This window comes from Aeromonas sp. MR7 (genome assembly GCF_963899385.1).
GTDB lineage: Bacteria > Pseudomonadota > Gammaproteobacteria > Enterobacterales > Aeromonadaceae > Aeromonas > Aeromonas bestiarum.
On record NZ_CAWQXH010000011.1, the window covers coordinates 303,412 to 327,498 of the forward strand.

Annotated in this window: 21 protein-coding genes; 11 read left to right on the top strand and 10 right to left on the bottom strand. The window is 53.4% G+C overall.

Going from position 1 to position 24,087, the window contains the following annotated elements; genetic code table 11:
- Nucleotides 1–15: 15 nt before the first annotated feature.
- From AACW87_RS06365 to AACW87_RS06400, 8 genes are all read right to left on the bottom strand, one after another.
- On the bottom strand, nucleotides 16–756 hold the full coding sequence (locus AACW87_RS06365) for a sulfite exporter TauE/SafE family protein (RefSeq protein WP_241324518.1): 741 nt from the start codon (nucleotides 754–756) through the stop codon (nucleotides 16–18).
- A gap of 9 nt (nucleotides 757–765) precedes the next feature.
- On the bottom strand, nucleotides 766–1,389 hold the full coding sequence (locus AACW87_RS06370) for an FmdE family protein (RefSeq protein ID WP_241324519.1): 624 nt from the start codon (nucleotides 1,387–1,389) through the stop codon (nucleotides 766–768).
- 266 nt (nucleotides 1,390–1,655) lie between these two features.
- Nucleotides 1,656–2,684: a hypothetical protein gene (locus AACW87_RS06375; protein ID WP_241324520.1), complete on the bottom strand. Its 1,029-nt coding sequence runs from the start codon at nucleotides 2,682–2,684 to the stop codon at nucleotides 1,656–1,658.
- 9 nt (nucleotides 2,685–2,693) lie between these two features.
- Nucleotides 2,694–3,398 (bottom strand): 4Fe-4S dicluster domain-containing protein, encoded by a 705-nt coding sequence (locus AACW87_RS06380; RefSeq protein ID WP_005303823.1) that lies wholly within the window; start codon nucleotides 3,396–3,398, stop codon nucleotides 2,694–2,696.
- A 16-nt stretch (nucleotides 3,399–3,414) separates the two neighbouring features.
- Nucleotides 3,415–5,973, bottom strand: coding sequence for a molybdopterin-dependent oxidoreductase (locus AACW87_RS06385; protein ID WP_241324521.1), 2,559 nt, complete (start codon nucleotides 5,971–5,973; stop codon nucleotides 3,415–3,417).
- A 694-nt stretch (nucleotides 5,974–6,667) separates the two neighbouring features.
- Entirely contained in the window at nucleotides 6,668–7,993 is a 1,326-nt protein-coding gene (locus AACW87_RS06390) for a hypothetical protein (RefSeq protein WP_241324522.1), read from the bottom strand.
- 368 nt (nucleotides 7,994–8,361) lie between these two features.
- On the bottom strand, nucleotides 8,362–10,554 hold the full coding sequence (locus tag AACW87_RS06395) for a hypothetical protein (protein ID WP_241324523.1): 2,193 nt from the start codon (nucleotides 10,552–10,554) through the stop codon (nucleotides 8,362–8,364).
- 1,319 nt (nucleotides 10,555–11,873) lie between these two features.
- A complete protein-coding gene (locus tag AACW87_RS06400) occupies nucleotides 11,874–12,101 on the bottom strand; it encodes a helix-turn-helix domain-containing protein (RefSeq protein ID WP_080768707.1) in 228 nt (75 codons plus the stop codon).
- A gap of 110 nt (nucleotides 12,102–12,211) precedes the next feature.
- On the opposite strand from AACW87_RS06400, the gene AACW87_RS06405 reads away from it, so the two are divergent.
- Nucleotides 12,212–12,451 carry a hypothetical protein gene (locus tag AACW87_RS06405; protein WP_042024897.1) on the top strand — a complete coding sequence of 80 codons (240 nt, stop codon included), beginning with the start codon at nucleotides 12,212–12,214 and terminating at the stop codon, nucleotides 12,449–12,451.
- A 798-nt stretch (nucleotides 12,452–13,249) separates the two neighbouring features.
- A complete protein-coding gene (locus AACW87_RS06410; RefSeq protein ID WP_241324524.1) occupies nucleotides 13,250–14,341 on the top strand; it encodes an HD-GYP domain-containing protein in 1,092 nt (363 codons plus the stop codon).
- 93 nt (nucleotides 14,342–14,434) lie between these two features.
- Here the strand turns inward: AACW87_RS06410 and AACW87_RS06415 are convergent, their stop codons facing one another.
- Together AACW87_RS06415 and AACW87_RS06420 are read right to left on the bottom strand one after the other, a co-directional pair.
- Nucleotides 14,435–14,962, bottom strand: coding sequence for a NifB/NifX family molybdenum-iron cluster-binding protein (locus tag AACW87_RS06415; RefSeq protein ID WP_241324525.1), 528 nt, complete (start codon nucleotides 14,960–14,962; stop codon nucleotides 14,435–14,437).
- Nucleotides 14,959–15,267 carry a DUF134 domain-containing protein gene (locus AACW87_RS06420; protein WP_241324526.1) on the bottom strand — a complete coding sequence of 103 codons (309 nt, stop codon included), beginning with the start codon at nucleotides 15,265–15,267 and terminating at the stop codon, nucleotides 14,959–14,961. The genes AACW87_RS06415 and AACW87_RS06420 overlap by 4 nt, the downstream gene beginning before the upstream one ends.
- A gap of 258 nt (nucleotides 15,268–15,525) precedes the next feature.
- Between AACW87_RS06420 and AACW87_RS06425 the strand changes: the two genes are divergently transcribed.
- The 9 genes from AACW87_RS06425 (at nucleotide 15,526) to fliG (ending at nucleotide 24,048) form a co-directional block, all read left to right on the top strand.
- A complete protein-coding gene (locus AACW87_RS06425) occupies nucleotides 15,526–15,894 on the top strand; it encodes an ArsR/SmtB family transcription factor (RefSeq protein WP_043555962.1) in 369 nt (122 codons plus the stop codon).
- A 4-nt stretch (nucleotides 15,895–15,898) separates the two neighbouring features.
- On the top strand, nucleotides 15,899–16,267 hold the full coding sequence (arsD, locus tag AACW87_RS06430; protein WP_103471264.1) for an arsenite efflux transporter metallochaperone ArsD: 369 nt from the start codon (nucleotides 15,899–15,901) through the stop codon (nucleotides 16,265–16,267).
- Between the two features lie 60 nt (nucleotides 16,268–16,327).
- The gene (gene arsA / locus AACW87_RS06435) at nucleotides 16,328–18,094 is read left to right on the top strand and encodes an arsenical pump-driving ATPase (protein WP_241324527.1); all 1,767 of its coding nucleotides are present in this window, start codon (nucleotides 16,328–16,330) and stop codon (nucleotides 18,092–18,094) included.
- 121 nt (nucleotides 18,095–18,215) lie between these two features.
- Complete coding sequence (gene arsB, locus AACW87_RS06440) at nucleotides 18,216–19,280, top strand: ACR3 family arsenite efflux transporter (RefSeq protein WP_043134678.1); 1,065 nt, start codon at nucleotides 18,216–18,218, stop codon at nucleotides 19,278–19,280.
- 49 nt (nucleotides 19,281–19,329) lie between these two features.
- Complete coding sequence (gene arsC, locus AACW87_RS06445; RefSeq protein ID WP_098984614.1) at nucleotides 19,330–19,758, top strand: glutaredoxin-dependent arsenate reductase; 429 nt, start codon at nucleotides 19,330–19,332, stop codon at nucleotides 19,756–19,758.
- 177 nt (nucleotides 19,759–19,935) lie between these two features.
- On the top strand, nucleotides 19,936–20,715 hold the full coding sequence (gene befA / locus AACW87_RS06450; RefSeq protein ID WP_103471261.1) for a beta cell expansion factor BefA: 780 nt from the start codon (nucleotides 19,936–19,938) through the stop codon (nucleotides 20,713–20,715).
- A 190-nt stretch (nucleotides 20,716–20,905) separates the two neighbouring features.
- Nucleotides 20,906–21,223 carry a flagellar hook-basal body complex protein FliE gene (fliE, locus tag AACW87_RS06455; protein WP_043134682.1) on the top strand — a complete coding sequence of 106 codons (318 nt, stop codon included), beginning with the start codon at nucleotides 20,906–20,908 and terminating at the stop codon, nucleotides 21,221–21,223.
- Nucleotides 21,224–21,281: 58 nt separating this feature from the next.
- The gene (gene fliF, locus AACW87_RS06460) at nucleotides 21,282–22,994 is read left to right on the top strand and encodes a flagellar basal-body MS-ring/collar protein FliF (protein WP_172955386.1); all 1,713 of its coding nucleotides are present in this window, start codon (nucleotides 21,282–21,284) and stop codon (nucleotides 22,992–22,994) included.
- On the top strand, nucleotides 22,987–24,048 hold the full coding sequence (fliG, locus tag AACW87_RS06465; RefSeq protein WP_098984612.1) for a flagellar motor switch protein FliG: 1,062 nt from the start codon (nucleotides 22,987–22,989) through the stop codon (nucleotides 24,046–24,048). The genes fliF and fliG overlap by 8 nt, the downstream gene beginning before the upstream one ends.
- Nucleotides 24,049–24,087: the final 39 nt, after the last annotated feature.

Here is a 24,087-nt window from a genome sequence, read left to right on the forward strand (position 1 = left end):
ATGATTCCTTTGAGACTAAATAAGATCCACGATTATCTTGATAGCAGTTCCGAGCAGAACAAACCCGATGATATATTTTAATTGCTTTCCTTTTAGTTTCTCCGTCATTAACCAAGCGCCCAATGCGGCACCTGCTGCCGAGGCAAACCCTGTACATAAAACAAGGTCGTAATCCATCCCAGAAAAAGTGGCATGTGCAAAAAATCCAGTCAGTGAAGCAAAAACAATGACAAATGATGCTGTAGCGGATGCTCGTTTCGGCTCAATACCCGAACCAACCAGGGCTGGGACAATAATACTTCCACCACCTACACCCAAAAGACCACCAACAAACCCGGCGATCCCACCAAGGATGGAACCATTAAATATCTGACGTATTACATTAGGTTGAGATCCTATCGTACTTGGTGAGTAAAACAACATCATCATGCTTGCAAAAACCAGAAAACCTGAAAACAGCCATAATAAAAAATCTCCTTCTAACCCCTGACTGACATGGACTCCAAAAGGAGAAAATAAAACAGCCACGACTAGAATAGGGAGTGCCAAGCGCCATTCAACCAAGCGTTTTCTAATGAATGTCGTTGTCGATATGCTTGTCGATATTGCATTCAAAAGCAATGCAGTTGCCATCGCGCTGTGGATTTCAACACCTAACGCCAAGAAAACTGGAACGAGAATAAATGCGGCCCCGACTCCAGCCATGGCCATAACAGTGGTCAAAAGAAATGTGATAACGGCGGCGATGGCAAGCATGCTATCTCCTTAACAACATGGGGTGTTGGGGGCAATACTCAATTTTTCTTGGCAAGGAATACAAAGTAGCCCCGCTTCCGTATTACTAAGTTTGTTAATAAAGACACGCTCACCGCATTCAGTACACAAGTTAGTATCAAAGCAGCTTTTGCCAGATTGCAAAGTAAATGGCATTGGTTTGCTGATCTCCAAAAATGCTTCTTCTGGCATAGACAATACTTTGTTAACTAACGCGTCTGTAATTTGAGATGGTATATCTTGTGGAGTGACCCCTTGTTTACGTTGCATAACAAAGGGGGAATTCAACATGTTACCGAAGAAATCATCATTCAGTCGCACACGCACGGCACGCCCGGCATTCACATCGACTAAGGTAAATGCCATCTTGTTGTAGTAACGCTTCTCAATATTTGACTTGCCATATGTGCATCCTGTTGCACTCATGATACCGTCCAGAAAACAGCCTGCCGCATGACCTTTTCCGGTCTCCGAGATGACATATAGCTCCTTGTCCTGTGACCGTTCAACGCCCAGAACTCTCATGGCTGCATGTGCAGCCCGCAGCCCCAAAGGCATTGCAGGACATTTGTGACCATGAAAGGCAAGTGCTACCTCAAATTCGCTCTCTGTCATTTGATTTGTTCCTTGAGGAGTAAAGCAGCTTCCCAGTGAAGCGCCTTATCTAAGAAGACGAATGAGGTGTAGAAAGGATTCTCCAAGAACGTCATTAAACTCTACTTTTTGCACCGCCTTAACTCTACGGGCAGTAGGCCAATCACGTAACCCTCCAGCCGGTGTACCTCTGGATGGTTATCATGATGGGCCACTTGACCCAACTGCTGTTTGCATAAATGACAAAGGGCCTTCTGAAACTGAAGACCCTTTTTTACACGGGAAAATTACTTGGCTATTGATGAGCGTGTGTTGATGAACAACCCCATCAGCTGGAACAACAACGCAGCCATTGAAATCCCCAAGATCAGAATACCGATCTCGGCCAGGTTAGGAACATAGTGTTGTACAGCACCAAACCAGGTCGATTTTGGCCCAAGAGACACCAACTGTCCGCTGGTCACAAAGGCAACCTCAGCCAGGAAAGACCAGAGCAAGGTCACCAGCATGGCCACTTTCACATTCATGAATGACAGCGCCAAGGCGATGACAAAACCGAGTGGCAGCCAGCCCTGTACCCACATACCGTTTCCCACTCCGCTGTTTCTGATGCTGTAAACCCAGAGTACAGAGAGCAGGATAATCTGGGCTATCACTGCTAGCCGCCAAATACCCCATAAGCGTGGATTGAATGCGCGGGTTACTTGCAGCAAGCCGATAATGGAGACCCCGCTGACCATGGCGCAGACAAGGGTAAACAGCGCTGACTGTGCCCCTGAAAAAGCCGCTCTAGCAACGACAGTACCAAATACCGATCCCAATGTGAGGGAGGCCAGACAAGCAATGATCAAGGTGCTCCAAGCCAGTACACTGCCTTTTGCAAGGTGTATACCCTTCCATTCAGCCAAGAACTTGAGCAACAACAACACCAGCTCAATGGAATAGAGTGTTCCCATCCACCAGATCGGGGACATCACGTTCGGGGACAAGACCAACCAGATAATGCTAAAGGGTGACCCCATCTCCGTCGCCAGTGCGGTGAAGGCTCCCAGCAACAGGGCTATGGCGGTGAGCAGCAACTGCTTCTTGTTCTGTTTCAGCCAGTCATCATCCAATATCTCAGCCAACGCGAGCAAGATGGATGCCCCCGTGCTCATCAATGCCAGAAAAATGTAGGTGATCAGCGGCAGCGTCCAGATCATGCTGTCGTTGGTTTTGAATGAAGAGTGGAAAAACCACTCTTCAATAGCGAAAAAACCACCGAAAAGACAGCCAGCCACCGCCAGTAACAGGGTCATCCTGGATGTATTAGTCATAGCGCCTCCCTATACCCGGCGGGTTGGTGTGTATTGTCTGATATAGAAAACCTTGGCCTGAGTGCCTAATTCAGCTCTCAACGGTTTGCCATCAAATTGGCGGATCAGGACAGATACCTCACTGTTAGGGTCATCCAAATCGCCCACAACCCGAGCATGTGACGGACAGGCATCGACACAAGCAGGATTGAGCCCCACTTTCAGACGGTGGTCACAGAAGGTGCATTTCTCCACCTTGCCACGATGCCGCAATACTGGATAGGTGTTGCCACGCTCGGGGTTACTGTTGGGACATCCCTCACCTCCAGATGCTTCCAGCATGGTCTTGGGGGTGTAGGTGCCAGCAGGCAACACCCCATCTAGCCGCTGCCACTCTTCGTGAGGCTTATTCCAGTTGAAGCTGATGACACCGTATGGGCAATTCACCATGCAGGCCTTGCAGCCAATACACTTGTCGGGGTCGTGGAGTGTCAGTCCCCCTTCGCCCTTATGCATGGCTTTGGTAGGGCAGCCGTTGACGCAGGGCGCATTGTCACAGTGGTTGCACATGGTGGAGATGTACTCAAATCTCACATCAGGGAAGACCCCTTCGGACTTGATGATCTTGTCGCACCAGTTTATATCGGGTGTGGTGTTGTTTTCCGCTTTGCAAGCGAAGACACAGCCACTGCAACCAACACATTTCTGTTGGTCAATTACCATTCCATAACGCATTGACTTGTCTCCTTACCTACACCTTCTCAACCCGGACACCAATCGCCCCGTAATATGCAGCAGACCCCGACAAATGCTCGTGAGCTGGCGGTAGGATGTCGTTGTTATTGCCACCTCGTGGCAGCTTGCCAAATTCCAATGCGGCAGTTCGTCCATAGGCCCAGTGCCCTTGACCAAAGGCCTTGGCAACCGTGCCTGGCCGGACACCCTCAAACAATGTCGCTTCACAGGTAATGCTGCCCTGTACGGTGGTGAGTTTGACGAGATCTCCCTCGCTCAGCCCCAATGACTTGGCATCGAGCGGGTTGATCTTCACCACGTCTTTATTTTTCTTCTCCCCTGGATCCAAATCCCGGTTGCGCTGATACCAGGTGGTATTTGCTGAACGGCCTTCCCGGTTCAGGCGCGACTTGTGATCGACAAACAGCATGGGATAGGTCTCGACATCGCCGAATCGGAATGGCGGCTCGTAGTGGGGAACATAGGCAAGTTCACCTTCGGCGGTGTAGTGACACGCATTCATCACGTCATTGACCGACTTGCCATGCTTACTGGCATGAGTTTCCAGTGCGACTTTTAGGGTTTCGCTGTAGAACTCGAACTTGTGAGTTGCTGTTTTCATCTTGCTCCAGCGAGATTCGAAAGAGTATGGCGATGAGTTCCAGACTCCGATCTTCTTGAAGTGCTCCCAGCCGTCAAAGCGATCACCATTGGTATATTGCGCAGGATCCCACAGCGGTTGCGTCATCAACTTGGTGGCAAACAACCCCAGCTCTGCGTGATTGGCGGGGCTTTTTCCGGTTTCAGGGTCTTTGAATTGCTCCTGGAAATAGCGCAGCGGGGCATCATAGCCACGCTTGGCCAGAGCCTCTGCTAACAGCCAAGGAAGGCCAGTCTCATCCCCAATGTCATTGCCGAGCGAAGTAACTAGCGGTGTTGTGATTGAGACCTGAGAGTGGCGGTTACCCGAGGTGCTCTGAATGCCCCATCGTTCAAACATGAAATGGGGAGCGGGTAACAGCAGGTCGGAGAACCAGCTGAATTCGCTGACGTGGGTCGAAACGTGAGCCACAAAGGGGACTTTCGCCAGCGCCTTTTCCCAACGACCGGCACCGGGGGCCGAGAAGGCAAAGTTATTGAAATAGCCCAGTAATACCTTGGGAAGGTAGGGGTCTTCTTCCAGAATGCTGTCTGCCACCACGTTGGTCATGACACCGGCACCACTCTCCCCTTTTTTCAATGCGGGCCATTCCAAGCGACCCACTCTGTCGATCTTCTCCTGCTTGAGGCCATGCTTGGCGATCTCATCCGCATACTCTTTGCCAGACGCAAAATCAGTGAGGAAGGTCTTGTTGTATTGCAGGACTCCACCTTTGCTATCAACGGCGCCGAGCAAGCCATTCAATGCGTGGCAGGCAAGCCCAATGTAAGCACCGCGTTGTTGCATCTGGATGCCTCTGGAGCGCCAAATCTGGATTCTGGGAGCCGCATCCCCAAGCTTGTGCGCCAACCGGCGAATTTTCTCAACAGGGATACCGCATATTGGTGCTGCCCACTCGGGTGTCCGATCTTTCAGTTCTAGATTCCACCATTGCACCAGACCATGGGTATGACGCTCGGTGAAGAGTTCTGCGCTCACCGGCTGCCCGGTGACAAAGCGCTGCTCAGGGTCAGTGAAGTCACCGACGAATGGCTTATGCCAGAGGCCTTCGGTCAAGATCACATGGGCCAGTGCCAATGCAAGGGCGCCATCTTGTCCTGGAATAACGGGCAGCCACTCATCCGCTTTGGCAGCAGAGGATGAATAACGAGGGTCTACAATGGCAACCTGAGCCTTGTCCAACATGTCTCCCCAAGCGGAGCTGTAGTAGGAGACCTGACGATTGGCGCTGAGCGGATCGACACCGAAGGAAAGGATATAGCGGGTGTCTTGGATGTCGTATTGGCGATATCCCCAGTCCCCCTCGGTAAAGAAACTGGAGAACTTGTCGGCTTCTGCGCAGAGGGAGCTATGAGTGATCGCGTTGGGTGATCCCAGCACTGCGGTAAAGTTCTTGATCAAGACATCGCTCAATTCTGAGTAACGGCCCCGCAATGCAACATAGCGATGGGTTTCATCATTGGCCCTTAACTCCATCAACTTGTCAGCGATGAGGTTGATCGCCTCTGGCCAAGAGATGGGCTTGAAGCCAGGGTCTATACCCCGACCTTTCTGGGGGTTGGTACGTAGTAGTGGAGTCTTGAGCCTGTCGGCATCATAGAGTTCTTGCAGGGCGAGGTATTGTCTTGGGCAGCTGGATTTACCATGCACCTTGGAGTGCTCGTTGCCCCTGATATGCAGTGCTCTGCCATCGAGCATATAAACCTGCTTGGCACAAAATGAGGTGCAGCCATTACAGGTTGAAGGTAGCCATTCACCCTCACCGGGTCGATACACCATGCCAGCCTTGGCCATCGCCATGGTAATGGCATTGGGGGTGAAAATTGACGAAGCAGCCAAAGCACTAGCGCCGAGCAAAAAGCCCCGTCTGGAAATTAGAAATTCTTGTTTATGAGCCGACATAGCATCAACCATCCATTGTGTCCCTAGATGATTAGCTTTGCAGGCATTCAAGAAATACGCATTTGACCAATATCAAGCAATGTTAACAATCCTTTATTCGTTGTTTAATTCTTGCTGCGTATCAAATAAATCCAGTTAGGGTTGTGATCTACATCACCTTCAACACTAACGAATAGGCACTGGGATCACAAAAGTAAGTAAATAAGAACCATTTCTAGTTATATGGCTGACTTGATGTCAACTCTCTCTGAATGGTGATGGTATTCACCTGACAGGTGCCCACAAAAGGGAGTGTTGATTCGGCTTCAAACCGGATAATAAAACCATATCCCTACCGTGTTATCTGGCATCACCATATGTTCACCCAGTAGACTCTGCCTACTCGTACTCACCAAAAAGCTTAATAACGTCAGCAACACACTAATCGGTTACAGCCGTCAAATCATAACTATGGGGCCAATGGCTAGCTCGACAGGTTACTTGGTTGCAAAGGGGTAGCGATTGTACCCTCACCAGGTTAACTCATTTGGCTTTAGAGGATGGGCAGGGGCAGGCAGACCAACAGGGAAGGGTGATGCAAGCAGAGCCCCCTACAGCTCACTGAAATTGATGCCAAAGGATGTGCGCACGAAAGTAGCGTGAACAAGACACCTGTTTGAGATTTGTGCAAGGTGATAACTAGATCTGTACAATCTATATGTGAAAATCATGGGATTTTGATATATGAACTATATTTTCGCCTTAAATCATCAATATCTTTTTTTGCTTTCCTTTCTTTTTCCTCCAGTGCTTTTATCTCATTTGATTTTTCTTTTAGCAATTGCTCAAACATTACTTTAGCCTGCTCTCTTGCTTTAATATCCACGATGTTTGCCAAGTCTTTGGATTTTTCTGTTAAGGCATTTTCTCGTGCTTGTAGTGAGATGAGGCTATCATTTAAATTTTTCTGTATTAGATCTAAGGAAGCTGAACGCCTGCGTATTTCGACTTCACCAGCATCAAGCTGAACCTCTTTGGCTTTCATTGCTCTATTTATATCATCAACCTGAGAATAAAACTCTGCCTTAAGTTCATCTAAATTAAGAAGGTCGCGTAGTAAGTCTTGCTTTTGATCAACTTCATCTTGTATATGATAGAGACGGTCTTTCAATTCCATTTCAAAGCTTCTGTATTGGTCTTCCAATAGGATTATCTTTTCCTGTGCCTCTAAAAGGGACGATTCTTTTTCTTTTAATACTCTCTCCCATCTTTTTAAAATTGCGTTAGCCTTGCCTTCTGCATGCCGAGACTGTTGAATTACTCGCTGCATATCACTTAGCTCAGATTGACTCGTATTTTTTATCGCGTTGTATTCTGCATTAAGCCTCTTAACCTCTGCATGATGTTTTGCACTCAAAGATGAATACTGATTCTGTAAAGATAGTAACTGTTGTCTATTATGCGTATACAACATTTCGGAGAAGTTGCCAACAGGGGCTACAGACACCCATTTTTTAGGGCATTTTTTTATGTAATCTCTAATCTCATCTTTTGATATTATCTCTCCTTTCACACGAAATCCACTCAGGTCAAGTTCAATGCAGGTTGCATTCACCTTCTTTAGTTCTTTAATTTTCTCTCTATCACAAAAGTGCGTAACTGCAACTTCGATGAGAACCTTCTCTCCATCGATAAAACCAATTACATCAGGGATAACTCGTCCTTCATAAACCTCACATGCCATCTCATCAAAGGATATATTTTGATGTATTGGGTTTATAGTTCCAATAGGCAGTAACAACTGCCTGTCAGTTGCTAAAACCTCTTTAGCTAGGATATGTATTTCCGTTTCCGGCTTCCAGGTACAGGAGTTCTGTTCGATTGAATTAGGCTCATGAGCAAAATAATGGGCTTTAATTGGCCCTTTCATTGCCCAGACAGCTCCCTGACAACCAATGCATGTGCAATTGCATGCTTTTCCACTCACAACGTCTTTGACATCAACGATATGGCCGTTGCCATCAAGGGCGCGAGTCATCAGGATTCTTGCCATCTCTATCCTACCCACAAATGGATCTATGTATAAAAGCGCATCAGTTTATTCAGCCCACGTAGATGCGTACACCACATCAGTTACTACAACATTTTCATGAAAAATCATACACTTCCATTTGATTGTTTTGAACTTAATCAAGATTCAATCGGATTTAGAGATATGACCACTCCCCAGGCGAGCTCATTGGGCTTTAGAGGATGCGTAGGAGCGGGCTGGTAATCAGGGAGGGGGGATGGATGCAGTACGGTGGAAGGCTCTGATATTGATACCAAAGGAAGGGCGCACGAAAGTAGCGTAAACAAGACACCGATTTTAGGTCGGTGTCAGGTGATAACTAGAACTGTATAAATATTCTCTACTGCTTATTATAACGTAAATGAGAAGTCCAGCGTTTCATTGTCAGATACTCTGCGCATCGCTTTAGCTCTATCCTTATCACCGTAGGTCTTAATTATTTGCTCCACGTCATCATTGAGCTTCGCTGCTGCACCAATAAAATCACCAGGATGTTCCTCGAGATGCGTTTCTGCAACAAGGTGTCTTAACGCATGAATGTTGATACCATGTTGTTTATCATGAGGCATCGTCATCAGATAGGCCTGATATGTCAGTGATATGAAATTATCTGACAGTTTTGATGATATTTCTATATATTTACTTCTTATTTTAAGGTTTTCCTCGTTGTTTACTTGGCTTTGTCGAATGCTACGCCAAGGGAAAAAGATATCAATATCGTCAATTGACTGAACGCCCGCAAAGGTCATGAGATCAAACTCAATATAGCTGCGCCTTATGTTCAAATACTCTTTGATCAGCGGGGTAAGCTGTTCTGGTAACTCAACATCAACATCCACGCTATTTTTTGCATTTGCGTTTTTAAGATATCTGTACTTTGTGTTATCGTCACTAACCATCGATGTACCAAAACATGGGATATATAGTTGGAATCGGTTACGCTGACGATGATATGTTATACTTGCATAGTTTTTGTTCTGTGATGTCGCATTAGGGTAAAATTTCAATTCAGTCCAGTTTGCGCTGCGTGGAGATTGATAAAAACTGATTGTTTGTATCAGTCCTGCTCTAAAATACTGCAACGCACGGCCAATCTGAGATGCTGCACTTTTTCTATGCGCCAGCTCTAGTTTTTTATCGTCTGTGTTATTCGAAAGTAAATTTTTTTGCTCAGCATTGGTCTTGTATACTTTTGCTTTATCGAATAACCACTGGCTGGCCCTATAAACCGCATTTCGGCGATCTGACGCAGGTATGTTGAGTAAGAATTGAATGTTCAGTTTCCCTTTCTTGCCCGCTTGGCCGCGACTGTTGATGCCTTTCTCTGCCATCTTAAACCAATTAGGATATTCCTCGATAATAAAATCTAGGTCTTTAAAAAACTCCTCGATTGTTCTGTTACCACGATCGGCACAAAACCTTAGGTAGCCCTTCGAATCCGACCCTCGTTTTACAAAATTTAGCACTCTAGAGAATAGGCTTGTACCCGTTTGCAGTCCTTCCGAATATTCAGCCATAGCCTGCATAATCTCAGGTATTGTCAAGTGATAACTGCTAACAGACATGTAATCAATAGCTAATTCAGTATGACAAAAATGTTGAAATGAAAGTAGCTGACTTTTAAATGCGATAGCAGAGCCGCATTCGCCCTTCGCGTTGATTGTCCATTCATTGTTTCTTCTGTTTTTTTCATTGACTTTTGCTCGTATCTCATAGCGTCGATCTGACCTAAGCTCGTCAGAAATGTTTATTATCGCTGGTTGTTTTTTATTTATTTTATACTCACAATACTCATCATAAACCTTCTGTAGATTTGGATTCAGTGACGAGCTAATGAATGTGCTGCGATTGATAGCCGACAGATCAAGATCTGACCGATTTTTTCCTCTACGTTGATGGTCAACTTTTCTATGAATTTTATCTAACAACAAGTTTTTTGGTAAATTAAAATAACTTTCAATGAAATTGATGCGAACATCAGGTACTCGCTCGGCAGGGTGTGATGTACCCATCATATAATCGCGCAAAACTTTTGTTGCGCTGCCAATCGCTTGTGGGCTACTTTTCAGAATTGGCCATGCCTCTGGGCAGTTAGATAATGACGCGTTGATAATTTCACGTGCTACTTCTCTGTATGTAATGAAGCTTTTCTTAATATTATTCTGCGTCTTAGGAGTGACTTCATCGAGCCAGAGACGCTCACCGTATTTCCTCTGAACTGCTGCTGCCAGAGCCTCACAAAAAGTCATTTTGCTGAAATCTATGTTGTTTATTTGAGCGTAGAACTCTGCCAACCGACGCACTCGTGTCAGTGGGCCTCGCGTATCACTCCTGCTCTGACGTGCCAAGGTCATTTTCAGCTTTTCTATTGTTTCACTGCGATTTTCTAACAGTGCAGTTTCCAGCTCATCCTCGGACTGCACAATTGATGTTTTCAGTAACATGTTGAGTGCTGTCTGATGGTGCCTATAACGCGCACTTTCAGTTTTGTCGCTACTCTCAATGCCTTGAATGATCCGTTCTCTCAACTGCCTAATGCTCATAATTGCCACTCCATAAAAATACAACAACTGGTCTTTTTGTTCATTATAGTGCTGCAAACATCAATCGCCACACCAAAACTAAAATTACCGCAAAATAGCTTTTGACTTATTTAAAATTTCTTATATATCAATGTCTTTTTTGGTTTTTTGTGAGTTTTACGAGGGATTTCATGATTTTTAAAATTGGCAATGAAGCAAAGATTGATTAGGTTACAATCAGCATTAAACAACAATACATGAAGTTTACAACAGTGATGAATAATCAATTAAAATTAGACACTTAGCTATATTCTTTAATTCCTGAATCGGAAAAACCATGACGGTATTTCTCTGATTTGTTGTAATTATGGTGTAAGGGACTAAGTTGGAAGGACATTTTGTTGTAAAAACAAAAGCATCATAAAAACATATGGTTAGCTAAAAAAATGTCAACAAATCATATAGTAATAAGTTATTGATTTGCATGTGACTTTCTATTTTTACAACAAAATCTCTTAGATTATAGAGAATCACAACGCCTGCTTGCTTGAACCCTCTTTATATCAAGCAAAAAGTGGGCTGTCTGCCCGCGTTGTAAATGGTAAAACGAAGATGACTGCACAATGTCTCTACCTATGATTGTATCTGACATGAAAATATGTGACCTAGGATGCAAGAGTGCTCCAACGCCGTTTCGCTCTGCGTTGCAGTCCTATCTATTTCAGCCGGTAGGATCGTTCCCCATAGTTATTCGTCGCTGTACTGGTGGCAGAGTAGAAATGAGAGCTACGGGGTTGTGTATATGATTAAAACGAAATGTTAGCCAGCCCAGCTTGGCTGCACACTCAGAACTGGCTAACTATGAGCCAGAATACATTTTTTGGTGATATGGATAGGGCTTGAGATGGCAGATTGGATGATGCTGTACGATGCGGTGTAGCGATTCATACCGGTCGAGCTAAATTAATTTCAGCGCTCGATACGCTGTGTAATGCCTGTGCAGTCGAGTCTGAGTACACCAACCTCAGTATCATCGATATTTTCAGAATGCCCCCAAGCTCAGGGTTATTGTTTTCAATGGTTTTGTTGTGGTCAACAATGAGGGGATCGAGAAACCTGCCGGTTTCTAGTTGGCCGTCTGGACGATGCTTCTGATGACAACGAATGTGGTTTCGCCTGGCACTGGCTGAAACTGTACCAGACCAGACCAGACCAGACCAGACCAGACCAGACCAGACCAGACCAGACCAGACTTGGGTGGTTTGTATGCAGTTATAAGGTTAGGTGTTTGGCATGTTCGAGTTTATTGGCAGGCCATTTGGTTAGAGCAACAGCTATGGTTATGGCAGCAATGATGCAGGCGAGACCCCTAGGGCCTTGGCGATCTGATAAACTTTTTCCAGGGTTACCCTAGTTTCCCCACGTTCGATTTTTCCCATATGACCACGGTCTATACCAGCAATTAGTGCTAGTTTTTCCTGTTGCATACCTCGTGCAGACCGCAGCTCTCGTACATTTTTACCGAATGCAGTTGCGAGCATCGCCAGCTCAAACTCGTCAGAATCCATTTTATCTCCTCACTAGAGGATCTATGGTCTACGTTATACGGCGTGCTGTACACGGCTGTGAGTACACGCATATAATGACACTGCATATAAGCATCATTTCGAGGTAGAAAATGTCCAATCAGCAGATCGTTCTGAGCCAGAATCAAAAAAGTGGCACAGTGACACTAACCTTTCAAGATGCGGATTTCCTAGCCGCAGTAGGAGATTCTTTGAGAGTGGAGTCATTCGTACATGTCACTATCAATCAATCCGTATATGATGAATTTGTTAAGAGCATTATGGTTTCGTTTGTTGCCGAATTTATGGATTTTAAGCAGCAATGGCCGATACCTCAGGAGCTAAGAAAGTGAACAAGTCTCTGACATGATGGAGGGCATTCGGGTCTTTCTCGCGGTTTGCTGTATTGGTGGACTTATTTGTCGCTCATCCTCGTAAAGTAATGCCAACGTAGCCTCAGCTTCTTTGGATTATAACCGGCGCCAATTAGCGTTTTTATCGCCTTATGAGTCTCCATAGAGACGGACGTCATTAAGCACCTCTTTAATATCGGTAAACCCAACATAACATCCTAGCCTAGGCGTTCAGTCAGGATCCCATGCTCGATGCGGCTGAGGAGGTCGAGCACAGCCTGAGCGAGTTCGGGCGTATCCTGATGGTTGAACGGACGAACACCTCCTAGGTAACGGGATATATGATCCTGTGTTGAGCAACATGTCAGTAATACAGCTTGCAACTCCGGCACCGGTACAGTGATGGGAGCCCGCCAGCACAAGCCTTACTGACAGTATTAGCCATGGATTGGTCTTGTTGCTTTGGGTCAACCCAAGGAGACGAATCCTACTTTGGGGGCCTGTTTTGTGTTGGACATCGCTCAATCACTCTTAGGTGGCTCTCTTATAAGGGCGCGGATTTTACCGGAATGGCTAACCAAAAACTATACAGCCAGCATGGCAGAACTGAACAATATCTCTGGCGGGGCAAGATTGTGCGGGTGTGACCCCGGTCACATCGCCCCTTTGGGGGTATCTCACCGGGGCAGGCCGAACCGTCGACCCGCTCACATCTTGTTGAGCTTTCAGTTAACGAGACGGAAACCTGCAAATGGGCGTCACTATACTAGCTGCAGGCACACCAGCAGGGAGAAGGGGATGGATAGCTCATTTGGCGAGAAAATGCAGAATGTGCACGCCACGCTCAGGCAGCGCTTTGACAAGTTGAGCCGGGTGGCCATCGCTATCTATGACCAGCACACGGATCGGCTCCAGACCTTTGCCCACAGCACTGAGGGGCAATCCCCTCTGGTGCAGTACGAGGTCAAGCTGAGCGAGGTGCCCTCCCTGCGCTATCTGGCCGAACATAAACAGCCCCGCGTGCTCGACAGCCTTGACTCCCTGCTGGGGTCGAGCTCGGAGCACAGCCGCAAACTGCTGGAAGCGGGATATGCCTCCAGCTATACCGAGCCGCTGCTGTTCAACAGCAGGCTGTTTGGCTTTCTATTTTGCGATGCGATGGAGCCTGGCTACTTCAATGAGCCCATTCGCAGCGAACTGGCAGCCTATGCCCAGATGCTGGCGGCCATCATAGCGGTGGAATTTTTCTCCATTCAGACCCTGAGTGGCGCCCTCACCACGGCGCGGGAGTTCAGCCGTTACCGGGATGAGGAGACAGCCAACCATCTGCGCCGCATGTCGGCTTACTCCCGGCTGATCGCCAGCTCAGTGGCGATGCGCCATGCGCTGAGCGACGAGGAGGTGGAGTTTATCTACCTCTTCTCCGAGCTGCACGACATCGGCAAGATTGCGGTGCCGGACGCCATCTTGCTCAAACCGGGCAAGCTGACGCCGGAAGAGTTCGAGATCATGAAGATCCACCCCGGCAAGGGGCGGGAGATGATTGCGCTGATGATCAGTGAATTTGGCCTCGACGGCATCCATCACACCGACATGTTGAAGAACATCATCGCCTACCATCATGAACGCTTCGACGGTCAAGGTTACCCGGAGGGGCTGGCAGGGGAGGCCATAGCGCTGGAGGCTCGCATCGTTGCGGTGGCGGATGTGTTCGATGCCCTCACCAGCGAGCGCCCCTACAAGCAGGCCTGGCCGTTTGACAGGGCGTTTGCCTATCTGGAGGAGCATGCCGGCAGCCAGTTTGATCCCGTCTGCGTGGAGGCCGCGCTTCGCAACAAGGAGGCGTTTCGCGCCATCCATCTGCAGTATCAGGATCTCGCCACCCGCTAGGGCTGCTTCGCGCACTCCCTTGCTCACGCCTGGCCTCCCACCCAATCTGTATGCCAAGCCGGTCACGGCACTCCTCGCCTGTCTGGGCAGGGACTAGCAGCAGGCGTGGCGTGCGCCTTCCTCCTTGCCCTGGTGGCACCCTGTTTTCCCTTCGCCGTGGCAGCATCCCCCCTGACAAGCATGGCGGCCAGGCTCGTCTGCATCGGCGTGGCCGAGGGGTTTGATGGCGTGAATGGTGGATGCATGGGCATGGCGCCGGGATGGGCGGCCCTGACTGATCTGGGTCAGTGGCAGCAGGTTGCTCGATGCCAGCAGTTGCGGCCACGGCAAGCGCGCTGAGCGACACTGCATCACTTGCAGGCCGCTGGCGAGCAGGCGTCCCAGCATGCGTTCACCTAGGTTGCGCACCAGCACCCGGCTAACCCGGTGGGCCTTGAGCGCCGCCAGCAGCGCCTGCTTGCCGCTGCAGCCCTCGCCAGCCGCCGGGTTGGGCAGGGTGGCGAGCACGGCGCCCTCCGGGCTCATTATTTGCAGCTGTTCGGCGCGAGTGAAGTGAGCGGCCAGCCGGCCCTGGCTCAGCATGACGGCGCTGTTGCTTGTCTGGTTATCTGCTTGATTCATTGAAACTCTTCTCCATGGGGGTCGGGGTCGCCGGCCTGCATCAGCAGGGCCTTGCCCTGGCTCAGGCAGTCCACCATCTTGTAGCGCGCTTTTTTTAGTATGTTGGCCAGGGTCTGGCGGGAGACGCCCATCACCAGGGCGGCCTGTTGCTGCTGCATGCCTTCCAGATCCACCAGCCGCAGCGCCTCGAACTCGTCGGCGGCCAGGGTGATCTGCTCCAGCTGGTGCATGGGGCGGCCATTGGGTTTGAAGCAGCTGTTGGCGGGGCGGCCACAGATCTGGCGGGCAATCTTGGGTCTGGGCATGGGGGCTCCTGATTGGCATATGCCATATATCTCCATGGTAATTGGCATATGCCAGTTAAGGGAAGATGTGATTCGGGTACATGATCGGCTGATCCGAACGCGCAGCACGAGCGGCGCCAGCGAATTGCCCTGATGTGATGAGGCTTGGCGATGCCGGTTGGCAAGGGGTGACTCATCGTGGATCCTTGCTTGCGACTTGATCATTTCAATAGTTCTTGTATAGTTGAAATCATGAGTCTGAGAACAAAGGTGAACAGCATGAATAAAGAGACGGCCACCAAGGTGTTTGAATCGCTCGCCTCCGGCATTCGGCTGGATGTGTGGCGGCTGCTGGTGAAGGCGGGGCTGGATGGGCGGGTCGCCGGCGAACTGGCCAGCGAGCTCGATGTCGCCCCCAATACCCTGTCGTTTCACCTCAAGGCCATGCTCAATGCCGGCCTGCTGTCGGTGGCGCAGGAGGGGCGTTTTCTGCGCTACCGCGCCAACATTCCCCTGATGCTGGACCTGATCGGTTATCTCACCGAGGAGTGCTGCGCCGGCCACCCAGAGGCGTGCGGCATGATGCGCGCCGAGTCCGCCTGCTCTCCCCATGTTCTGCCCACGCAGCCCTGCTGCAACAAGGAGTAATGCCATGTCAGCCATTCAGATTTTTGATCCCGCTCTCTGCTGCTCCAGCGGTGTCTGCGGTACCCAGGTCGAGCAGGCGCTGGTCACCTTTGCCGCCGACCTTGCCTGGGCCAAGGAGCAGGGGGTTGCCATCGAGCGCTTCAATCTGGCGCAGCAGCCGATGCAGTTTGCCGAGACACCGGCCGTCAGCGCCTTTCTGACCCATGCTGGGGAGGAGGGGCTGCCGCTGGTGCTGGTGGAGGGGCAGGTGGTGCTGACCGGCCGCTATCCGAGCCGCAGCGAGCTGGCCCGCTATGCGGGTCTGCCCGCGCCGCAAGCGGCCATCAAGGGGATCGTCAAGGGTGATTGCTGCTCCGGCAGCGGTTGCTGCTGATCCCCTGAGTCAACCCAGATTGCCCAGCCGGGCTCGCCACTCTGTCGACAGGAGTTCGTCATGTTTCAGTTTCTGACCGATCCGCCCCCCTTTCTCTTCTTCACCGGCAAGGGCGGGGTGGGCAAGACCTCGCTGGCCTGCGCCAGTGCCGTGGCACTGTGCGATGCCGGCAAGCGGGTGCTGCTGGTGAGCACGGATCCCGCCTCCAACGTGGGGCAGGTGTTTGCCTCCACCATCGGCAATCACATCACCGCCATCGCGGCTGTGCCGGGGTTGTCGGCGCTGGAGATAGATCCCCCCGCGGCGGCCAGGGCCTATCGGGAGCGGATCGTCGGGCCTGTGCGCGGCAAGTTGCCCGAGAGCGTGGTGCGCAGCATAGAGGAGCAGCTCTCCGGCGCCTGCACCACAGAGATTGCCGCCTTTGACGAGTTCACCGCCCTGCTGACCGATCAGGCGCTGCTGGCCGAGTATGACCATGTAGTGTTCGATACGGCGCCCACAGGCCACACCATACGCCTGCTGCAACTGCCGGGGGCCTGGAGCGAGTTTCTGGAGCAGGGCAAGGGGGATGCCTCCTGCCTTGGCCCGCTGGCGGGGCTGGAAAAACAGCGCAGCCAGTACGCCGACGCCGTCGCCGCGTTGGCGGATGCTGCCCACACCCGGCTGGTGCTGGTGGCTCGCGCCCAAAGTTCCACCCTGCGGGAAGTGGCCCGCACCCACGAGGAGCTGGCTGCCATCGGGCTCATGAATCAGCAGCTTGTCATCAATGGCCTCTTCCCCGAGGGTGCCATCGCCGGTGATCCTCTGGCCCAGGCCCTCTGGCAGCGTGAGCAGCAGGCCCTCTCTACCATGCCGCTGGCCCTCAGGGCCCTGGCGCAGGATCCGATCCCGCTGCTTGCCACCAATCTGGTGGGCGTTGAGAGCCTGCGTCAGTTGCTGCAACCCTGTGCATCCAAAGGGAGTCAGGTATCCGTTGCCCAGCCTCACGACAGTGTGGCCCAACCCGATCTGGGGACGCTGGTGGACGAGCTGGCCGCCGATGGCCACGGCCTCATCATGCTGATGGGCAAGGGTGGAGTGGGCAAGACCACCTTGGCGGCCGCCGTGGCGGTGGAGCTGGCGAGCCGCGGTCTGCCGGTGCACCTCACCACCTCGGATCCTGCCGCTCACCTGAGCGAGACGCTGGCAGCTAGCCTGCCCCATCTCGAGGTGAGCCGCATCGACCCCCACGCCGAGACTGAACGTTACCGTGCCCAGGTACTGGCCACCAAGGGGGCGGCGCTGGACGAGCAGGGGAGGGCGTTGCTGGAGGAGGATCTGCGCTCCCCCTGTACCGAGGAGATCGCCGTGTTTCAGGCCTTCTCGCGCATCATACGCGAGGCGGGCAAGCGCTTCGTGGTGATGGATACCGCCCCCACGGGCCACACCCTGCTGCTGCTCGACGCCACCGGCGCCTATCACAGAGAGATCGCTCGCCAGATGGGCAGCAAGGGGCTGCACTTCACCACCCCCATGATGCAGCTGCAGGACCCCAAACAGACCAAGGTGCTGATCGTCACCCTGCCCGAGCCCACGCCGGTGCAGGAGGCGGCCAACCTGCAGGCCGACTTGCGCCGCGCCGGGATCGAGCCCTGGGGCTGGCTCATCAACCACAGTTTGCAGCAGGAGGCGGTCAGCTCGCCTTTGCTGCAACTGCGGGCCGAGCGCCAGTTGCCCCATATCGAGGCGGTCGAACAGCTGCACGCCAGCCGCTACGCCGTGGTGCCGCTGCTGGCCGAAGAGCCGGTGGGGCCGGACGCCCTGCGCCGCCTCTGTCAGCACCATTGAATCGCTGCCCCGGTGCGTTGCCGGGGCGGCTTGAATATGCCGTCAACTTGTGATGAACCCTTTTTTGAACCTTGTTTTGAACAAATAGAAGATGCGGGATTGCGCCGCATCGGGAGCTTTTATGTCTGCAATCTGTGATGCCAAGGCAGCCCCTGCCATCGGCTTTTTTGAACGTTATCTCACCGCCTGGGTGCTGCTCTGTATTCTGGTGGGCATTGGTCTGGGGCAGGGATTGCCGGATCTGTTCAAGGCGATCGGCGCCATGGAGGTGGCCAAGGTCAACCTGCCGGTGGGGCTGCTCATCTGGGTGATGATCATCCCCATGCTGCTCAAGATCGACTTTGGGGCTCTGCATCAGGTGAAGGGCCACATGAAGGGGATAGGCGTCACCCTCTTCATCAACTGGCTGGTCAAGCCCTTCTCCATGGCCTTTCTCGGCTGGCTCTTCATCCGCGTGCTGTTTGCCGACTGGCTGCCGGCGGATCAACTCGACAGCTACGTGGCGGGCCTGATCCTGCTGGCGGCGGCGCCCTGCACCGCCATGGTGTTTGTCTGGAGTCGCCTCACCAACGGCGATCCCTACTTCACCCTGTCGCAGGTGGCGGTGAACGACCTCATCATGGTGTTTGCCTTCGCCCCGCTGGTGGCGCTGCTGCTCGGGGTCTCCAGCATAGTGGTGCCCTGGGATACCCTGCTCACCTCTGTGGTGCTCTATATCGTCATCCCTGTGGTCATCGCCCAGTTGCTGCGCAAGGCGCTGCTGAAAAAGGGGCAGGCCAGTTTCGATGGTGTCATGGCCCGTATCCAGCCCTGGTCGGTGGCGGCCCTGTTGCTCACCCTGGTGCTGTTGTTCGCCTTTCAGGGCAACGCCATCATGGAGCAGCCGCTGGTCATCGCCCTGCTGGCGGTGCCGATCCTGATCCAGGTGCTGTTCAACTCGGGACTCGCCTACTGGCTCAACCGCAAGGTGGGGGAGAAGCACTCGGTGGCCGGCCCCTCTGCCCTGATAGGGGCATCGAATTTCTTCGAGCTGGCGGTGGCCGCCGCCATCAGCCTGTTCGGCTTTCACTCCGGCGCGGCGCTCGCCACTGTCGTCGGCGTGTTGATCGAGGTGCCTGTCATGCTGCTGGTGGTGCGCGTGGTCAACGCCAGCAAACCCTGGTACGAGGCGGGTCTGCGCCGCTAACCCTTTTTATCCAATGTTTTTATTCACTTAAGCCATGAGAGACACGCAAATGAGTGCAATCACCATCTATCACAACCCGGAATGTGGTACCTCCCGCAACACCCTGGCGCTTATTCGCAACAGCGGCGTCGAGCCCACCGTGATCCACTATCTGGAGACGCCGCCTTCCCGCGACCAGCTGGTGGCGCTGATCGCCGCCATGGGGATGCCGGTGCGCGAGCTGCTGCGCAAGAACGTACCCCCCTACGAGGCGCTCGGGCTGGCGGAAGGTAGCGTCAGCGATGAGGCGCTTATCGATGCCATGCTGGCCCATCCGATCCTTATCAACCGCCCCATAGTCGTCACGCCCCTTGGCACCAGGCTGTGCCGCCCGTCGGAGCTGGTGCTCGATATTTTGCCCGATCAGCAAAAAGGGGCCTTCGCCAAGGAGGATGGCGAGCAGGTGGTGGATGCGAGTGGCAAGCGCCTCAAGTCATAAGCGCAGACATGAGCAATGATCACGAGGGCGCCAGGCGCCCTCGTGCACAGACGCTCGGGTGTCGATGGCGGCCAGGGGCTGCGTCACTGCTTGACCGCGCCGTGAGCATAGCCCGATCCGGCGTCGTCCAAATCTGCTACTGTGACCATCGACTCATCACAGAAGGTGGAGAACAGCATGAAGATTCGATTCCTGGTGATTGCAACGACGCTGGCACTGGCGTCGACCCCCGGTCTGGCCGATTGGGCGAAGCTGAAGGCGGCCGCGACCGACCTGGGGACTGCTGTGAGTGACACCAGCAAGGAGGCGTGGCGGAGCGTCACCGACTTCTCCAAGGCGACCTGGGCATCCGTCTCACAGTGGGGCTCGGAGGCGTTCAACACCGCCGGGGTCTGGACCGACAAGAGCATGGCGACCGGCAAGGAGTGGCTGGTGGTGGCCGACAAGAAACTCGACGAGATGCTCGAGCCCAAGACGGCCGAGGAGGCGCGGCTCGCCCTCGATACCATGGCCGATACCGCGCTGGTGCGACTGTTCAACCAGCAACCTTCCGCCAAGTTGTTGTTTGACAAGGCCTATGGCTATGCGGTGTTCGACTCGCGCAAGTTTTCCCTGATGCTGCACACCAATCAGGGCGCCGGGGTGGCGGTCAATCGCACCAGCGGCAAGCACACCTACATGAAGATGTTCGGCGCCGGGCTCGCGGCCGGGCTCGGCGGCAAGTTCTACCAGCAGGTGATCCTGTTTGAAGACAAGGCCAGGTTCGACGCCTTCGTGACCCAGGGCTGGGAGGCCACCTCGGAGGTGGGAGCCGTGGCGGGCAAGGAGAGCGCCGAGCTCAGAGCCAAATACAACGGCGGCATGGCCATCTACCAGATCGGCGAGAAGGGCTTGCTGCTCGATGCCAACATCTCGGGATCCAAATACTGGGTGGACGAGGATCTGACCAAAAAGTAGGATGCCGCTCATCCCCCGAACATGGCCCGCATTATGCGGGCCATGTTCGTTGTGCTCCGCCTTGCTGAAATCTTGCCCTCACACCGGCTGCCTCGCGTTCGTTTCATGCCCCTCATCACTCGCCTCGAGCGCATTGGCACTCTAATTGCTTATTCGCTGTCAGCGTCAATGATTTGTCTGGGGATGAAATATGGAAATTAGTGCAAGCAGCCTGATGCAAGAGATGCAGGCACTCAAGGTGGAATCCGGGGCGACACCGCTGGCTCAGCCCGGTCGTCAGGTCACGTCCGACTTTGGTCAGTTGCTGCAGCAGGCCCTCGGCAACGTCAACGAGTTGCAAGGGGCCGCCAACGATCTGCGTACTCGCTTCGACATGGGTGACAAGTCTATCGACCTGTCCGAGGTGATGATCGCCGGCCAGAAATCTTCCATCGCCTTCGAGGCGACTGTGCAGGTGCGTAACAAGATGGTCGATGCCTACAAGACCATCATGAACATGCCGGTATAAGGATCGTAAATCGTGGTGACTGAGCATCATGAACATGTCAGCAATAAGGACATAAATCGTGGCTACTGACCAAAACGGCGAACTGCTGATGAACGATGAGGGCTCCGCCGCCCTCGATGAGAATGAGCAGAAGAGCTCCGCACTCGGCTTCCTGTCCAACACGGATGTGCTGCGGCAAATCACCCTGATCCTGGGGCTGGCCATCTGCCTGTCGATCGCCGTTTTCATCCTGCTGTGGGGCAAGGAGCCGGACATGCGTCCGCTGGGCACCTACAGTACCCAGGAGCTGGTGTCGACCCTCGATTATCTGGATCAGCAGAAGATCCCCTATGAGGTGGATGGCAAGAGCGTGCTGGTCAACGCCGAAAAATATGCCGATATCCGCCTGCGCCTGACCCGTGCCGGTCTCGCCACCAATACCGATGCCAGCAACGATGGCGAGTCCATCCTGCTCAAGGATTCCAGCTTCGGCGTCAGCCAGCGCATGGAGACGGAGCGCCTCAAGCTGAGCCGCGAGCGTCAGCTGGCGAGCGCCATCGAGCAGTTCCAGAACGTGGCCAAGGCCCAGGTGCTGCTGGCCATTCCGAAAGACAACGTGTTTGCCCGCAACGAGCGCAAGCCCAGTGCGACCGTGGTGCTGAACCTCAAGGGCAACGCCCTCGGCCAGGGGGAAGTGGACTCCATCGTCGACATGGTCGCTTCCGCCGTGCACGGCCTGGAGCCGACCCGCGTCACTGTGACCGACCAGAACGGCCGCCTGCTCAACTCGGGTTCCCAGGATCCCGTCTCTGCCCAGACTCGCAAGGAGTTTGCGATGCAGCAGAAGCAGGAGGTGGAGTACAAACAAAAAATTGACGCCATCCTGATCCCCGTGCTCGGCGCCGACAATTATACGGCGGAGGTCGATCTCTCCCTCGACTTCTCCCAGCAGGAACAGACCCGCAAGACCTACAACCCGGACTTGCCGGCCGTGCGCTCCGAGATGACCCTGGAAGAAAACAGCGCCAATGGCAGCAGCGGCGGTGTACCCGGCGCCCTCTCCAACCAGCCGCCTGCCGCCTCCAATATTCCCCAGCAGGCGACCGGCCCCAATGCCGATGCCAGCGCCGCTGCCTCCGGCCGCTCCCGCAAGGAGGCGACCCGCAACTTCGAACTGGATACCACAGTCAGCCATATCCGGCGCCAGATGGGCGGCATTCGCCGCATGACGGTCTCGGTCGCGGTGGATTACAAATCAATCACCGCCGCCGACGGCAAGGTGACCCGCGAGGCGCGCACCCAGCCAGAGCTCGATACCCTGCGCCGTTTGCTGAGCGGCGGGCTTGGCTTTGACGTGACCCGCGGTGATACTCTGGAAGTGGTCGCCATCCCGTTCAACCGGCCAGAGCTTGAGAACGTGGCCGAAGCGCCCATCTACGAGCAGCCCTGGTTCTGGCGCGCGGTGCGCATCGCCGCCTCGGTGCTGGTCATCATAGTGTTGATCGTGACAGTGGTGCGCCCCATGCTCAAACGCCTGCTCTACCCGGATGCCCGTCCGGAAGGGGATCTGGATATGGACAACAGCATAGTGCTGGGTGGGGATGACGAGCTCAGTCTGCTGGCGGCTCAGGCCGATTCCGAGCCTGTGTTCGGGGTACGTGACGGCCATCTGAAACTGCCGGATCTGCACCGTGACGAGGACTTGCTCAAGGCGGTACGTGCGCTGGTGGCGAACGAACCGGATCTGGCCGCACAGGTCATTAAAGAATGGGTAACGAACAAAGATGCCTGAAGAAAGTAAGACCCAAGTCACCGGCAATGACATTACCGACAGCCAGCGCCAGATCCTGGACCAGATGAGCGGGATGGAGATGGCGGCTGTGCTGATGCTGAGCCTCAACGAAGAGGATGCCGCCCAGATCTTCCGCCACCTCGAGCCCAAGCAGGTGCAGCGGCTCGGCATGTCCATGGCCTCCATGTCGGACTTCAGTCACGACCGGGTGGCGGCGGTGCACCGTCAATTCATCGACGATATCCAGAAGTACACCAATATCGGTATCGGCAGTGAAGACTTCGTGCGCAAGGCGCTGGTGGCGGCCCTTGGCGAAGACAAGGCCAGCAACCTGGTGGATCAGATCATCCTGGGTTCCGGTGCCCGTGGTCTCGATTCCCTCAAGTGGATGGATGCCCGCCAGGTCGCCAGCATCATCCAGAACGAACACCCGCAGATCCAGACCATAGTGCTCTCCTATCTGGAGCCGGAGCAGTCCGCCGAGATCCTGAGCCAGTTCCCGGAGCAGGTGCGCCTGGATCTGGTGATGCGGATCGCCAACCTGGAAGAGGTGCAACCGGCGGCGTTGCAAGAGTTGAACGACATCATGGAGAAACAGTTCGCCGGTGCGGCGGGTGCCCAGGCAGCTAAGATGGGCGGCCTGAAGGCGGCGGCCAACATCATGAACTACCTGGATACCAACATAGAAGGCCAGCTGATGGACTCCATCCGCGAGTCGGACGAAGAGATGAGCCAGCAGATCCAGGACTTGATGTTCGTGTTCGAAAACCTCATCGATGTGGACGATCGCGGCATCCAGACCATGCTGCGGGAAGTGCCGGGAGATCTGCTGCAACGGGCCCTCAAGGGCTCGGACGATCAGATGCGCGAGAAGGTATTCAAGAACATGTCCAAGCGGGCCGCCGAGATGCTGGCGGACGATCTGGAGGCCATGGGGCCTATCCGGGTCTCCGAAGTGGAAGCCGCCCAGAAAGAGATCCTCTCCATCGCCCGCCGTCTGGCGGATGCCGGCGAGATCATGCTGGGTGCCGGTGGCGGCGAGGAGTTCCTCTAAACCATGGACCATCAATTCTACCGTTTCGCCGGGCCGCAG